We start from the raw sequence: 13,783 nt of genomic DNA on the forward strand, positions 1-13,783 counted from the left end.
AGAAAAGTCAGTATTGCCATATGGTTATCCTTTGATCAGCGCCAGCATCTCGGCGTGCAGCGCAGGCGTAGCTGCCGCAACCACCCTGCCATCAGATGCCAGATCCAGCGGCTGGCCGTTCCAATCGGTGATCATCCCTCCCGCGGCCTCGACCACTGCCGATACGGGCAGATAGTCATAAGGCTGAAGGTCATAGTCGATCACCGCATCCACATGCCCGGCCGCCAGCAGTGCATGCGGGTAGCAGTCATAGGCGAAACGCCGGGTCTGGCCCGCCTGCATCAGCCGGTTGAACAGCTCTGGATGATCGCGGTGGATCTTGTCGCCTTCATTCACATAGAGGACCGCTTGGTCCATCCGGGTCTGCCCCGACACGCGGATGGGCGCACCATTCAGCGTCGCGCCCTGGCCGCGCACCCCGAGATAGGTTTCGCCCAGTGCAGGCATGCCAATCACTCCAAGCTGCGGCCTGCCGCCCTGCAGGAAACCCAGCAGGAAACCGAATAGCGGATGCCCCGACAGGAACGAGCGGGTGCCGTCGATCGGGTCGATGATCCAGACCTCCGAGCGATCCGAGCCTGCAAAGCCGTGCTCCTCGCCAAAGATGCCGTGGTCCGGGAAGTGCTGCTCCAGATAGGCGCGTACCTCGCTCTCGACCGCCTTGTCGGCTTGGGTGACAGGGCTTTCATCTGCCTTGAACTCAATCCCCAGGCGGCCGCGGAAGTAGCCGCGCGCGGCCTCCGCGGCGATCCCAGCGATCCTCATGGCGTGGTCAGCATGGGTTTCTGTGGTGAGCATCGTTGCGGCTTTCCTTCCTGAGGCCGGAGACGTTGGCTCTGCGACCGGATTCACCGCCAGAATTTGTAAAAATGTGGGTTTCGTCAACATAATATCCCAAAAAATGACCGAAAAACCAAAGTTTCGCACCGAGAAAGTGCGTTTTCTGCGCAGCTTTTGGGATTTTGCGGGTTTGATGAGCCTGGATCGGGCTACCCGGCACCCGCCAGATGCCTTGTGGCCATCGAAAACAGCTCCGCCTGCGAAGCGATGCCCAGTTTGGAATAGGCGTGGTGGCGGTGGACCTTCACTGTGCCTTCGGCAATGCCGAGATAGGCGGCGGCGGAGGGGGTTGAATGGCCCTGCAGGATCAGCTGCACGACCTCCCGCTCACGCGGGCTGAGCACACCGGTGCCGAAGGTCTGCATCCGGTCCTCCCAATCCGCAGGCTGATGGGCCGCGGTGGTGTCTTCGCTTTGACCCCACTGGCGCCGGATGGCTGCAGCAATCAGCGTGAAAACTGCATTCAGCCGTTCCGTGTCTGCTGCCTCAAATCTCTGTTGGCGGGCAAACCGTGCCAGCGAAACAATAAACCAGCGCTCTGCCCCGTCCCGCACCAGGATACCGATCTCGTCGCTGATGCTGATCTTGCGATAGAATGCACGGTAGTATTCGGAGCGGTAGAACGCCTCCGGCGCCAGGTCCATCAGCCGGTAGGCGCCGGGGCTGCAGCCGTTGCGGCAGGCCTGGTAAAGCGGGTCCAGCAGATAGGGGCCGCTGGCGTAGAACTCCACCGTGATCGCTGCCTGCAGCTCATCTAGATCCTGATACAGCGGCACCGGCGGCTGCGCGCCCGCGTAATGCGAGATGACCATCGAATCAAAGCTGCAGCATTGCGACAGGATCAGCCGCAGCGCGCCGGGAAAGCGCTCCGTTGCGATGGATTCCGCCAGCGCCGTCATCGCCTTGGCCCAGCCAGCGGGCAGCGGCGGGAAGGTAGTGCCACTCATGCCTATACCCAAAGATATATATCTTTGGCCAAGTTTGCGGACATAATCGCGAAAGTCAAACTGGGTCCAAATGAATTTTCAACATGACGGAGACCCACATGACCGATTCCTCCAGCGTGAACCCCGTGCAGGGCGATCTGGCCTTTACCCGCGAGAGCGACCGCGGCGTGGTGGCCGAGGCCAGCTATGCCGGCGCGCTCAGCTTCATGCGGCGGCGTTATTCGCGTGACCTCAGCAGCGCCGATGTCGCGGTGATGGGGGTGCCCTTCGACTTGTCGGTGTCCAGCCGGTCCGGCACCCGGCTGGGGCCGCGGGCGGTGCGCTCAGGCTCCAGTCATATCGCCTGGTCGGCACCCTGGCCGTGGAAGGTTGACCCTTATGAGGTGCTGCGCGTGGTCGATTACGGCGACTGCGAGTTTGACTATGGCTATCCGCACAAGGTCCCAGGTGAAATTGCTCAGGCGGCAAGGGATATTCTCGAAACCGATACGGCGCTCTTGTCAATCGGCGGCGACCATTTCATCACCTATCCGCTGCTGCAGGCGCATGTGGAAAAGCACGGGCCGCTGAGCCTGATCCAGTTCGATGCCCATTCCGACACTTGGGCGGATGAGGAAGGCCGCATCGACCATGGCACCATGCTGTGGCACGCCATCCGCGAGGGGCTGGTGGACCCGTCCCGCTCTGTTCAGGTTGGCATCCGCACCCACAATCCCGACCCGCTGGGCATGAACATCATTGACGCCATCGAGGTGCAGAAGACTGGGCCTGAAGCGGTGGCGGAAAAGATCCGTGGCATCGTCGGCAACCACAAGACCTATGTAACCTTTGACATCGACGCGCTGGAACCTGCCTCTGCCCCCGGCACCGGCACGCCTGTGATCGGCGGCCTGTCGCCCTATCAGGCACAGGAGATTATCCGCGGATTGGCAGGCACCGACGTGGTGGGCATGGACGTGGTCGAGGTCGCCCCGGCCTATGACATCTCTGAAATCACCGCCATCGCGGCGGCCACCATCGCCAACGATCTGCTCTGCCTCTACGCTGCCGGGCCCTCCGGCCAGCGCTGAGGCAGCGCACAACAGGGAGGAAACAATGATCAATAACAATATCATGACTGCAACCTTGCTGGCCGCCGCCCTGGCGGCGCCAGCCTCTGCCGGCGATCTGGCGATCTACAATTGGGCGGACTATTTCGGCGAAACCACCATTTCCGGTTACGAGGAGGCAACCGGAACCAGGGTCACGCTGGATTACTTCGACAGCAACGAAGTGCTGGAAACCAAGATGCTGGCGGGCGGCTCGGGTTACGACGTGGTGTTTCCCGCCGCCTCCAACGCCGAACGGCAGCTGCAGGCGGGAGCACTGCATCCGGTCGACACCGCGCGGCTGAAAAACTACGGCAACCTGCGCCCTGAAATCCTGGCTTCGCTTGACCAGGTGCCGGGCGGGCGGCAGCTGGGCGTGCCCTATACCTGGGGGACCATCGGCATCGCCTACAACCCGGCGCTGGTGGTGGAGCGGCTGGGGGACATCCCTGTCGACAGCTGGGACCTGCTGTTCGACCCGGCCAATGCTGCCAGGCTGCAGGACTGCGGCATCGGAGTGCTGGATTCGCCGGTGGAAATGCTTTCAGTGGCCCTGAACTACCTCGGCGCCGATCCCTATTCCGAGGACAAGGCGGACATCGCTAGGGCGCAGGAGCTTCTGGCCGCTGCAGCGGAGAACGTCAGCTATTTCAACAATCAGAAACCTTCGACCGACCTGCCCGCTGGCAATGTCTGCCTGGCGGTGATGTATTCCGGTGACGCAGGCATCGCCCAGGCCCGCGCGGCGGAGGCGGGGAATGGCGTCGAAGTGCTTTATTCGATCCCGAAGGAGGGCACCCTGATGTGGATCGACCTGATGGCGATCCCGGAAGATGCGCCCAATGTGGACGCTGCTTATGCCTTTATCGACTACATGCTGCAGCCCGAGGTGATTGCCGGGGTTTCCAATGCCGTGTTCTTTGCCAATGCAAATGCGGCGGCGGACGCCCATGTGCTGACGGAGGTGCTGTCCGATCCGGGGATCTACCCGGATGCGGCCACCCTCGCCCGCCTGTTCCCGGACAAGAGCCTGGGCGCCAAGGCCCTGCGCCAGCGCACCCGGGCCTGGACCAAGGTGAAGTCAGGAATCTGACGCTGCGGGGGCTGCGGGTGCGGCCCCCTTCGACGGCTGGGGTTGGACCGCCCCTTCAAGCGAGAAATGCGCCGGGAACATCGCAGCCAGAAAGCGGAATATGATCCGCGCGGCCTCCCCTCGGTCGAACCGGTCAGGGTGTAGCAGGAAGTCGGTCCACATGCCCTCAAGCAGTGCCAGCGTGCCATGGGTGGCATCGCGCGCAGCACCGGAGGCATCCGGTGTTCCGGCCTCGCGCACAATCCGGGAAAAGGCGTTGTGGATCATGCCGCGCAGGCGTCCGTCACGGGTGTCCGAATGCTCGGCAATGGCCGTGCGATTGCGGGATTCGCCGCGGAAGGCGTACCAGATGTTGACGTTGCGCTGGTTCAGCACCCGCTCGCTGAGGTCGCCGCGCACGATCATCTCGATCCGCTCCTGCGGGCTGTCGCCAGCGGTCTGCAGCAGCGCCTCAAGCCCGTCGTAATATTCTTCCGAGGAATGATGCGCCGCGGCCTGAACCAGGTTGTCCTTGCCGCCGAAATGCAGGTGGATCATGCCGCGCGACAGGCCGGCGCGCTGGATGATTTCGCTGACAGAGGTTTCGGAAATCCCCTTTTCCGCCACCGAATCCAGCACCGCGCCTATCAGGGCGAGGCGGTTCTGCTCGCGATTCTGTTCCCGTTTTCCGGCCATCTTTCCCCTTGGATTCTGGTCGTTTCCACCGCTGTTACGCGGTTCAATCCTGTGCGGCAAGCGATGCCGCCTGCCCAGTTTAGGCACAAGCCGGATAGTTTCTCCAGCAAAAATGGACGTTTGTACATTTTTTACAAAATCCTGTTGACAGAACCCCCTGCCAGCCGTCAGATTTTGATGGACGATTGTCCATTTTTAATGGCGGCGCCCACCGAAACCCTGGATGCTACGGAGACACATGGCCGGATTTCTCAGAACCGAGGCTGGAAAAGGCCTGGCGCTCAGCGCGCCCGCTTCGCTTTATGTGGGGCTTCTGGTGGCTGCGCCGCTGGGGATCCTGGTGGCCTACAGCTTCTGGACTCAGACCTATGTCGAGATCGACAAGACGCTGACCTGGGCCAACTACCTGGAGGCCGCCACCGACCCGCTGGTGCGGCATCTGATGCTGCGCTCGATCCTGATTGCCGGGGCGGTGACGGCGGCGACCGTGGCGCTGGCCTATCCGATCGCCTATTTCATCGCTTTCCGCACCCAGAAGAAAACCCTGTGGCTGCTGCTGATCACCATCCCGTTCTGGTCCAGCTACCTGCTGCGGGTGTTCAGCTGGAAACTGATCCTCGGCTTCAACGGGGTGATGAACTCGGCGTTGATCTCATTGGGGCTGATCACAGAGCCGCTGACCTTCCTTCTGTACAATGAATTCGCCGTGGTGCTGACCCTGGCCCATGCCTGGGCGCCTTTTGCGATCCTGCCGATCTATGTCTCGCTGCAAAAGATCGACCGCTCGCTGCTGGAGGCGGCTACCGACCTGGGTCTCAATAAGCTGGAGCGGTTCATCCGTGTCACCCTGCCGCTGACCGTGCCGGGCATCATCGCCGCCAGCCTGATCATATTCATCCCGACCGTGGGCGACTACGTCACCCCGTCGCTGGTCGGCGGCTCGCAGGGCAAGATGGTGGCGAACCTGATCCAGGTGCAGTTCGGCCCGGCCAACAACTGGCCGCTTGGCGCGACGCTGTCGCTGGTGGCAATGGCCTCTGTCGGTTTTGTCGCCATCCTGTTTGTCATCCTGGCCACCGCACTGGGGAGGAGGATCCGTTGAGCACTCCGGTAAGCGAACCCCTGAACAAGCCGTTGAGCGCTGCTGCCAGCAAGTCCCGGCGCAGACCCCTCCGCTTCCCCTGGCTGCTGGCCTATGCCATCGGCTACCTGATTTTCCTGTATCTGCCGGTGCTGCTGCTGCCGCTGTTCTCTTTCAACGACGGCACCATCGTGGCCTTCCCGATGAAGGGCTTCACCCTGAAATGGTACGCCCAGCTGGACGAGCAGGACACGCTCTTGCAGGCAATGGTGAACTCGCTGATTGTCGGCGCGGTGACCGCGCTGGTGGCCACCTCGCTGGGACTGTTCGCGGCCCGCGCCTATGTCCGCTACCGCTTCAAGGGGCGTGAGCTGTCGGAGGGTCTGGTGATGCTGCCCTTGGTCATTCCGGGCATCATCGTGGCGTCCTCGATGCTGGTACTGTTCATCTCGCTGGGGCTGAAGCCGTCGCTGACGACGGTGATCCTGGGCCATGTCTTCGTCGCGCTGCCCTTTGCTGTCTCAATCATGAAATCGGCTTTCGACGACTTTGACCAGTCGCTGGAGGAAGCCGCCTTTGACCTCGGCGAGAGCGTCATTGGCACCTTCCGCCGGGTGACCCTGCCGATCGTGGCGCCGGGGATTGTTGCCAGCCTGCTGGTCACCTTCACCGTTTCGTTTGACGAGTTTGTGCTGGCCTTCTTTCTGTCCGGCAACCAGCCCACGCTGCCGGTCTATATCTGGAGCCAGATCCGCTTCCCGGCCAAGCTGCCGAACACGCTGGCGCTTGGCTCCTTGCTGCTGCTCGCCTCGGTGCTGCTGCTCCTGACCGCCGAATACTTCCGCCGCCGCTCCGCCAAGTCCGCCTGATGAAGGATACGCAGATGACCACTCAGAACATCATCGAAATCTCCGGGGTAGAGAAACGGTTCGGCACCTTCACCGCGGTGCGCGACCTGAACCTGACGCTTAAGGAGGGCGAGTTCTTTTCCCTGCTCGGACCCTCCGGCTGCGGCAAGACCACCGCGCTCAGGATGATCGCGGGCTTCCAGGACCACGACGCCGGCACCATCCGCATCGGCGGCCAAGACATGGCCCATATCCCGGCCAACAAACGGCCCACCAACATGGTGTTCCAGTCCTATGCGATCTTCCCGCATCTGAACGTCGGCGATAACGTCGCCTTTGGCCTGCGCAAGCTGAAGCTGGGCAAAGCAGAGGCCGAAGAACGCGTCGCCGAGGCGCTGGAAATGGTGGAGCTGGGCGGGTTGCAATCGCGCAAGGCGACGGAGCTGTCCGGCGGCCAGCGCCAGCGGGTGGCCTTGGCCCGCGCACTGGTGATGCGGCCCAAGGTTTTGCTGCTGGACGAGCCGCTGTCGGCGCTCGACAAGAACCTGCGCGAGGCGATGCAGTTCGAAATGCGGCGCCTGCAGCAGAAACTGGGCATCACCTTCGTCATGGTCACCCACGACCAGTACGAGGCGATGACCATGTCCGACCGCATCGGCGTAATGTTCAAGGGCCAGCTCAAGCAGGTCGACAAGCCCGAGGTGCTCTATGCCCGCCCCTGCAGCCAGGAGGTTGCGGCCTTTATCGGCGGCATGAACTTCCTGGATGCGGCTGTCACCGGAGAGGTCAATGGCAAACTGCACGCCGATGTGCGGGGCTTCGGCCCGCTGTCCATCGACGTGAACCCCAACGTGGCGCGGCGCGGGCCGCAGCTGCTGGCAGGCATCCGTCCCGAACAGCTGGAAATATCGGCGCAGAAGCCCGACGGCTATGACGGCTATCTGCAGGGCACCGTCAGCAATGCCGCCTTTTACGGCGAGAACGTCCATTACCACGTCACCGCCGACGGCCTGCCGCAGCCCATCGCGGTATCGGTGCCGAATTACTTCCACACGGTTGACCACAAGCAGGGCGATCCGGTCTGGCTGGGGGTGCAGAACGCCTCTGTCATCGACCTCGGCGCCCGCGAGGCATGAGAATAAAGGGAGGAAGAATGATGAAACACTTCAAAACGGTACTGGCCGCGGCCACGGCTTTGACCGCCTCGGCGGGCATCGCATCCGCCGACGCCGCCAGCCTGTCGGTCTTTGACTGGTCCGGCTACGAGGATCAGGGATTTTACGGCGATTACGTCGCCAAATACGGCGGCGCGCCCAGCTACACCTATTTCGGCAGCGTCGAGGAGGCCTTCACCAAGCTGCAATCGGGTTTTGCCGCCGACCTCGCCCACCCCTGCACCGACGGGCTGCGCAAATGGGTGGCAGCGGGGCTCTTGAAGCCGATCGACACCTCGAAAATCAGCAACTGGGACAGCCTGCTGCCGCAGATCAAGGATGTGGACGGCGTCACCATCGACGGCCAGACTTATATGGTGCCCTTTGAATGGGGCAACACCGGGCTGATCTACCGCACCGACCAGATCGACGAGGGCGCGGTCTCGCTGCAGCTGCTGGGTGACCCCGCCTATCAGGGCAAGATCGCCATCCCCGACGCCGCATCCTCGGCCTATGCGATGGCAGCGCTGGCGACCGGCGCCTCCAGCTATACCGACATGTCGGACGAGGAGTTCCAGAAAGCCTCCGACTTCCTGCGCCAGATCCACCCGAATGTGCGGTTCTACTGGTCCGACGCGGGCCAGCTGGACCAGGCCATCGCCAGCGGAGAGGTGCTGATGGGCTGGGGCTGGAACCAGTCGGAGCTGAACCTGATCTGGAACGAGACGCCGGCCAAGATGATGCGCGACGTGGACAAGGGCATCGCCACCTGGGTCTGCGGCTATGTGCATCTGAACTCTTCGACCCAGAGCGACGAGCAGGTCTATGACATGCTGAACGCGCTGAGCGCCGAGGCCAGCGGCAAATACATCATCGAGAACTGGGGCTATGCCCACGCCAATGCCGATGCCTTCAAATCCGCGGATCAGAGCCTGATCGAAACCTACGGCTTTGCCGATGTCGACAAGTTCTTCGAGGGCAGCCTGTTCTTCGATGCAGTCAACCCGGAACTGGAAGGCCGGATGCTCAAGGAATTCGAGCGCATCAAGGCTGGGTTCTGATCGCCGCAAGCGGTGGGCGCTGACGCCCGCCGCCCCACCAAAACCAAACAATCAAGACACAAAAGGATGTGCCAGCATGCCAGGCGCAAATGGGTATTCCATTCTGTTCGAGCCGGTGAAGATCGGCCCCGTCACGACCCGCAACCGCTTTTTCCAGGTGCCGCATTGCACCGGGCTGGGCCATGTCCGCCCGCAGGCAGAGGCCGCGGTGCGCGCGATGAAGGCGGAGGGCGGCTGGTCCGTGGTCTCGACCCAGGAGACAGAGATACATCCCACCTCTGACTTGGGTCCCTATGCAGAGCACCGGCTGTGGGACAAGCACGATATCCCTGCACTGCGGCTGATGACGGAACAGGTCCACGCCAAGGGGGCGCTGGCGGCAATCCAGCTGGCCCACAACGGCCACCACGCCACCAACCACCTGACCCGCGCCCCGGCGCTGGGAGTCACGGACCGGCCGATTGACCTAGCCTACCCGAAGCAGGCCCGTGCCATGGACAAGCAGGACATCCGCGACCTGCGCCGCTGGCACCGGGAAGCGGCGCTGCGCGCAAAGGAGGCAGGCTTTGACATCGTCTATGTCTACGCCGGCCACCAGATGACGCTGCCGCATCACTTCCTGCTGCCCCAGTACAACACCCGCAGCGATGAATACGGCGGCAGCCTCGAAAACCGCGTCCGCCTGACCCGCGAACTGCTGGAGGACACCCGCGAGGTGCTGGATGGCCACTGCGCTGTCGCCTTCCGCTTTGCCGTTGACCAGATGATGGGCGCCGATGGCATGCAGGCCAGCGAGGAAGGCCGCGCGGTGGTGGAAATGCTGGCGGATCTGCCCGACCTCTGGGACGTGAATGTCGCCGACTGGAGCAACGACAGTATGACCACCCGGTTTCAGCCCGAGGATGGCTATCAGATTCCCTACACCGATTTCGTGAAGCAGGTGACGAATAAACCTGTGGTGGGCGTCGGGCGGTTCACCTCCCCCGACCTGATGACGTCCTTGGTCTCCAAGGGTGTGCTGGACCTGATCGGTGCCGCCCGCCCCTCCATTGCCGACCCCTTCCTGCCCAAGAAGATCGAGGAAGGCCGGATCGAGGAAATCCGCGAATGCATTGGCTGCAATATCTGTGTCTCTGCCGACAATCTGGGCGTCCCGATCCGCTGCACCCAGAACCCCACGATGGGCGAGGAATGGCGGCGCAAATGGCATCCCGAGCAGATCGCCCCTAAGCAGCAGGAAGAGGCCGCGCTGGTTGTCGGCTCCGGCCCCGCTGGCCTGGAATGCGCCATGCAGCTCGCCAGGCGCGGCTATCAGGTGACACTGGCAGAAGCGGCAGAGGAATTCGGTGGGCGGGTGCTGAAGGAAAGCAAGCTGAAAGGCTTGTCCGCCTGGAAACGGGTTACCGACAACCGCCTGTGGGACCTGCAGCAGCGCGGCAATGTTCAGATGTTCACCGGCAGCAAACTCGGCGCTGCTGATGTTGCAGAACTTGGCATCCCCAATGTCTTCCTTGCCACAGGCAGCAGCTGGCACCGCGACGGGCGCGGGCGCACGTCGCAGCTGCCCCTGGAGATCAAGGGCATCTCCGTGTTCACCCCCGACGACGTGATGGAAGGCACCCTGCCGCCAGACAATGGCCCGGTGCTGCTGTATGACGACGATCAGGGCTACATCGGCGGGGTGCTGGCCAGCCATCTGGCCGCGACAGGCCGCAAGGTGGTGCTGGCGACGCCTGGCGCCATCGCCTCGGCCTTCACTGATCTGACTCTGGAACAGCACCGGGTGCAGGCGGAACTGCTGGAAGCGGGCGTAGAGATCATTCCGCTGCATTCCCTGCAATCAGCGGATGCTGCCGGTGCAGACCTGTCCTGCGTCTACACCAGCCGCACCCGCCGTGTGGATTGCGCCAGCCTGCTGATGGTCACCTCCCGCCAGCGCGACACCGCGCTGTTTGATGAGCTGAAAGCAAACCACGCGGACAGTTTCACAACACTGGAGCTGTTCGGCGATGCCGCCTCCCCCGGTCTGATTGCCGATGCGGTCTTTGCCGGCCACCTGGCGGCCCGCAACTTTGAACGCGACCCGGCGGCGGCAGACGCCGACTGGTTCCGCCGTGAACTGATTTCCCTCGAAGACATGGGAGGCGCATGATGCCTAAAGACGACCTGCAAGTGATGCGCGAGCTGATGGAGAGCCACCGCGAGGGTTTTGCGCTAGACCGGCATTTCTACACCTCGGAAGCGGTCTATGACCACGACATCAAGATGTTCTGGAACCGCAACTGGATCTGGGTTGGCCACGTCAGCCAGATTTCGGAGCCTGGCGACTATTTCCTGTTCGACTACGGCCCGGAGTCGGTGATCGTGGTGCGCGACCGCGAAGGCGAGGTACGCGCCCATCTGAATGTCTGCCGCCACCGCGGCTCTCGCGTGTGTTTGGAAAAACAGGGCACCGCGCGGGTGTTCTCCTGCCCCTATCACGCCTGGACCTTCGGCCTCGACGGGAAACTGCGCGGCGGCCGCGCCATGGGGCCGGATTTCGACCCCGCCGAATACGGGCTGTTCCCGGTGCAGGTGCAGATTTTCCAGGGGCTGATCTTCATCTGCGCCGATGAAAACCCGCCGCCGCTGGCGGACAGCCTAGACCGTTTGGCACCGCTGTCGGCGCCGATGGGACTGGAAAACCTGAAACTGGCGCATGAGGCCTCCTATCCGGTGCCTGCCAACTGGAAACTGGCGCTGGAAAATTACCTGGAATGCTACCACTGCGCCCCCTCGCATCAGGACTATTCCCGCAGCCACTCGCTGAAGGATCCGGCGGATGTGGAGAAATACGGCGCGGATTTGCGTGAACGCTCCGCCTCCATCGGCTTGCCGGTGGAGGAACTGGACCTGACCGGTCCCAATGCACAGGCGCCGGGATCGGACGTCTATTGGCGCCGCTATCCGCTGTTCCCCGGCTACCAGACCGGCAGCAAGGATGGCGAACCGCTGGCGCCGCCGCTTGGGGCACTCAGCGGCCATGACGGCGGGGCCACCGATCTGGCCATCGGCACGCTGAACTACTTTCTGATCTATGCCGACCATCTGGTGGGCTACCGCTTTGTTCCCCGCGGGTTGCAGGAAACCGACATTCAGATTGCCTGGTACGTGCGCGGCGATGCCGAAGAAGGGCGCGATTATGACAAGGAAGCCCTTACTTGGCTGTGGCACGTCACCTCGCTCGATGATGAGCGGATCATCCGCCACAATCAGGAGGGCGTGAATTCGCACCGTTTTGCGCCCGGCCCGTTGTCCGAGATGGAATGGAGCCTGCCCGGCTTTTACCGCAGCTATTTCAACATGATCTGAGCCATCAAGGCCCCAATCTCTACTGCAGGCCGCGCCCGCGGCCTGCCCTGACCCCATCCCGGAGACCGCTATATGGTTGACGTCACCAAGACCCGAACCCGCCGCCGCAGCGGCGGCCGCGATGCCCGCGCCGCGGCCCGCACCCAACCCTCAGCCAGCCAGGCGATCTGGCCCGGACTTTCCGGCGGCCGCTACCGGCCTCTGTCCGATGCGGACATGCAGAAGATCCACCATGCAGCGCTGACCATTCTGGAACGCACCGGCATCGGCGACCCGACAGAGGAACTGCTGGATCTGGTGCTGCCCAAGGGCGCCATCCTTAGCGAACACGGCCGCCTCTGCTTTCCGCGCGCGCTGATGGAGGACCTGCTGGCCGGTGCGGCCAATGAATTCTACGTCCACGCCCGGGGCAGCCGCGCCGGCAAGGACGACATGCACTGCACCAAGGACAAGGTCTATTACGCCAACTCCGGAACTGCGGTGACGACCTTTGACGCCGCCAGCCGTAGCTACCGCCCCTCCATCATCCGCGACGTTTATGACTTCACCCGGCTGGTGGACCGGCTAGATAATATTCACATGACCGGCGACACCGTGCTTGGCACCGATGTGCCGCAGGATTTCGAGCACGACATGTCGATGCTCTATTCCATCCTGGCGGGCAGCGAGAAGCCGTCCTGCCTCACCTTCCGCGACCGCTCCCACATCAAGCCGGCGATCGAGATGTTCGATATTGCTTCGGGCGGCGAGGGGAAATTCCTGCAAAAACCCTCGGTAATTTTCGGGGGCTGCCCGATTGTCTCGCCGCTGCGGCTGGGGCGCGAGAATCTGGAGATCATGATCGACACCGCCAAGCTGGGCCTCACCTGCGATCTGGCGGTGCCGCCGCAGGCCGGTGCGACCTCCCCTGCCCCGCTGGCGGGCACCCTGGCGCAGGCGGTGGCCGAAACCCTTTCCTGCGTCGCCATCGTCAACCTGATCAATCCCGGCACGCCGGTGGTGTTTGCCGCCTGGCCCTTCATCACCGATCTGCGCACCGGTTCATTCACCGGCGGTTCCGGTGAGCAGGCGCTGATCGGCGCGGCCGCGATCCAGATGGGTAATTTCTACAACCTGCCCACGTCCGTGGGCTGCGGCATGACCGATTCCAAGATCCCCGACGCCCAGTACGGGCTGGAAAAGGCGCTGACCTTCAGCCTTGCCGCCCACGCCGGCGCCAACCGCCTTTGCGAGTTCGGCGGCATGGTCGGCTCGCTGATGGGCTGCTCCTTCGAGTCGATGGTGATCGACAACGAGGCCGCAGGCATGATCTCCCGTACCCTGCGCGGGATCGAGGTCAGCGATGACACCCTCTCGGTCGATGTGATCCACGACTGCGCCACCGGACCGGGCCATTTCCTCGGCAACACCCAGACGCTGCAGTATATGGAGACGGAATATGTCTATCCCGACCTGATGGACCGGGAACTGACGGATACCTGGGAGAAGGCGGGCAAGCAGACCATGTTCGACCGCGCCCGCGAGGTGTCGGACAGGATCCTGGGTGAGCACTATCCGAATTACTTCGGCAGCAAGCTCGACGCGGAGGTCCGCGCCAAGTTCCCCGTCAAACTGCCGCCGGAGATGATGCGCCCCGGCAGATGAT

Annotated in this window: 12 protein-coding genes; 9 read left to right on the plus strand and 3 right to left on the minus strand. The window is 62.9% G+C overall.

Translation table 11 applies throughout. From position 1 onward, the window contains the following. Positions 1 to 24: 24 nt before the first annotated feature. Both RA25_RS16950 and RA25_RS16955 read right to left on the minus strand, forming a co-directional pair. Positions 25 to 798 carry an inositol monophosphatase family protein gene (locus tag RA25_RS16950; RefSeq protein WP_039173978.1) on the minus strand — a complete coding sequence of 258 codons (774 nt, stop codon included), beginning with the start codon at positions 796 to 798 and terminating at the stop codon, positions 25 to 27. 191 nt (positions 799 to 989) lie between these two features. Further along, positions 990 to 1,787, minus strand: a complete 798-nt coding sequence (locus tag RA25_RS16955; RefSeq protein ID WP_039173980.1) for a helix-turn-helix transcriptional regulator — start codon at positions 1,785 to 1,787, stop codon at positions 990 to 992. Positions 1,788 to 1,885: 98 nt separating this feature from the next. On the opposite strand from RA25_RS16955, the gene speB reads away from it, so the two are divergent. Together speB and RA25_RS16965 are read left to right on the plus strand one after the other, a co-directional pair. After that, on the plus strand, positions 1,886 to 2,857 hold the full coding sequence (speB, locus tag RA25_RS16960; protein ID WP_039173982.1) for an agmatinase: 972 nt from the start codon (positions 1,886 to 1,888) through the stop codon (positions 2,855 to 2,857). Positions 2,858 to 2,882: 25 nt separating this feature from the next. Continuing rightward, the gene (locus tag RA25_RS16965) at positions 2,883 to 3,968 is read left to right on the plus strand and encodes an extracellular solute-binding protein (protein WP_039173984.1); all 1,086 of its coding nucleotides are present in this window, start codon (positions 2,883 to 2,885) and stop codon (positions 3,966 to 3,968) included. Here the strand turns inward: RA25_RS16965 and RA25_RS16970 are convergent. Then, a complete protein-coding gene (locus tag RA25_RS16970) occupies positions 3,957 to 4,643 on the minus strand; it encodes a TetR family transcriptional regulator C-terminal domain-containing protein (protein WP_039173986.1) in 687 nt (228 codons plus the stop codon). The two genes, RA25_RS16965 and RA25_RS16970, sit on opposite strands and share 12 nt — an antisense overlap. A 238-nt stretch (positions 4,644 to 4,881) precedes the next feature. Here RA25_RS16970 and RA25_RS16975 point away from each other — a divergent pair, with 238 nt between their 5' ends. The 7 genes from RA25_RS16975 (at position 4,882) to RA25_RS17005 (ending at position 13,782) form a co-directional block, all read left to right on the plus strand. Further along, a complete protein-coding gene (locus RA25_RS16975) occupies positions 4,882 to 5,745 on the plus strand; it encodes an ABC transporter permease (RefSeq protein ID WP_039173987.1) in 864 nt (287 codons plus the stop codon). Positions 5,746 to 5,777: 32 nt separating this feature from the next. Next, positions 5,778 to 6,593, plus strand: coding sequence for an ABC transporter permease (locus RA25_RS16980; RefSeq protein WP_039174137.1), 816 nt, complete (start codon positions 5,778 to 5,780; stop codon positions 6,591 to 6,593). Between the two features lie 14 nt (positions 6,594 to 6,607). Then, positions 6,608 to 7,708: an ABC transporter ATP-binding protein gene (locus RA25_RS16985; protein ID WP_082023099.1), complete on the plus strand. Its 1,101-nt coding sequence runs from the start codon at positions 6,608 to 6,610 to the stop codon at positions 7,706 to 7,708. Between the two features lie 20 nt (positions 7,709 to 7,728). Beyond that, positions 7,729 to 8,787 (plus strand): ABC transporter substrate-binding protein, encoded by a 1,059-nt coding sequence (locus RA25_RS16990; protein WP_039174139.1) that lies wholly within the window; start codon positions 7,729 to 7,731, stop codon positions 8,785 to 8,787. A gap of 76 nt (positions 8,788 to 8,863) precedes the next feature. After that, positions 8,864 to 10,939, plus strand: a complete 2,076-nt coding sequence (locus tag RA25_RS16995; RefSeq protein ID WP_082023095.1) for an oxidoreductase — start codon at positions 8,864 to 8,866, stop codon at positions 10,937 to 10,939. Continuing rightward, positions 10,939 to 12,138: an aromatic ring-hydroxylating oxygenase subunit alpha gene (locus RA25_RS17000; RefSeq protein ID WP_039173988.1), complete on the plus strand. Its 1,200-nt coding sequence runs from the start codon at positions 10,939 to 10,941 to the stop codon at positions 12,136 to 12,138. Before RA25_RS16995 ends, RA25_RS17000 begins: the two co-directional genes overlap by 1 nt. A gap of 72 nt (positions 12,139 to 12,210) precedes the next feature. Then, positions 12,211 to 13,782, plus strand: a complete 1,572-nt coding sequence (locus RA25_RS17005; RefSeq protein WP_039173990.1) for a trimethylamine methyltransferase family protein — start codon at positions 12,211 to 12,213, stop codon at positions 13,780 to 13,782. The last annotated feature ends 1 nt before the right edge of the window (position 13,783 follow it).

It is taken from the genome of Leisingera sp. ANG-S5, from assembly GCF_000813925.1.
Taxonomy (GTDB): domain Bacteria; phylum Pseudomonadota; class Alphaproteobacteria; order Rhodobacterales; family Rhodobacteraceae; genus Leisingera.

Bases quoted from the DNA above. Each gene is read 5' to 3' on its own strand.
- RA25_RS16950 (WP_039173978.1), bottom strand. From the start codon at position 798: ATGCTCACCACAGAAACCCATGCTGACCACGCCATGAGGATCGCTGGG.
- RA25_RS16955 (WP_039173980.1), bottom strand. From the start codon at position 1,787: ATGAGTGGCACTACCTTCCCGCCGCTGCCCGCTGGCTGGGCCAAGGCG.
- speB (WP_039173982.1), top strand. From the start codon at position 1,886: ATGACCGATTCCTCCAGCGTGAACCCCGTGCAGGGCGATCTGGCCTTT.
- RA25_RS16965 (WP_039173984.1), top strand. From the start codon at position 2,883: ATGATCAATAACAATATCATGACTGCAACCTTGCTGGCCGCCGCCCTG.
- RA25_RS16970 (WP_039173986.1), bottom strand. From the start codon at position 4,643: ATGGCCGGAAAACGGGAACAGAATCGCGAGCAGAACCGCCTCGCCCTG.
- RA25_RS16975 (WP_039173987.1), top strand. From the start codon at position 4,882: ATGGCCGGATTTCTCAGAACCGAGGCTGGAAAAGGCCTGGCGCTCAGC.
- RA25_RS16985 (WP_082023099.1), top strand. From the start codon at position 6,608: ATGACCACTCAGAACATCATCGAAATCTCCGGGGTAGAGAAACGGTTC.
- RA25_RS16990 (WP_039174139.1), top strand. From the start codon at position 7,729: ATGAAACACTTCAAAACGGTACTGGCCGCGGCCACGGCTTTGACCGCC.
- RA25_RS16995 (WP_082023095.1), top strand. From the start codon at position 8,864: ATGCCAGGCGCAAATGGGTATTCCATTCTGTTCGAGCCGGTGAAGATC.
- RA25_RS17000 (WP_039173988.1), top strand. From the start codon at position 10,939: ATGCCTAAAGACGACCTGCAAGTGATGCGCGAGCTGATGGAGAGCCAC.
- RA25_RS17005 (WP_039173990.1), top strand. From the start codon at position 12,211: ATGGTTGACGTCACCAAGACCCGAACCCGCCGCCGCAGCGGCGGCCGC.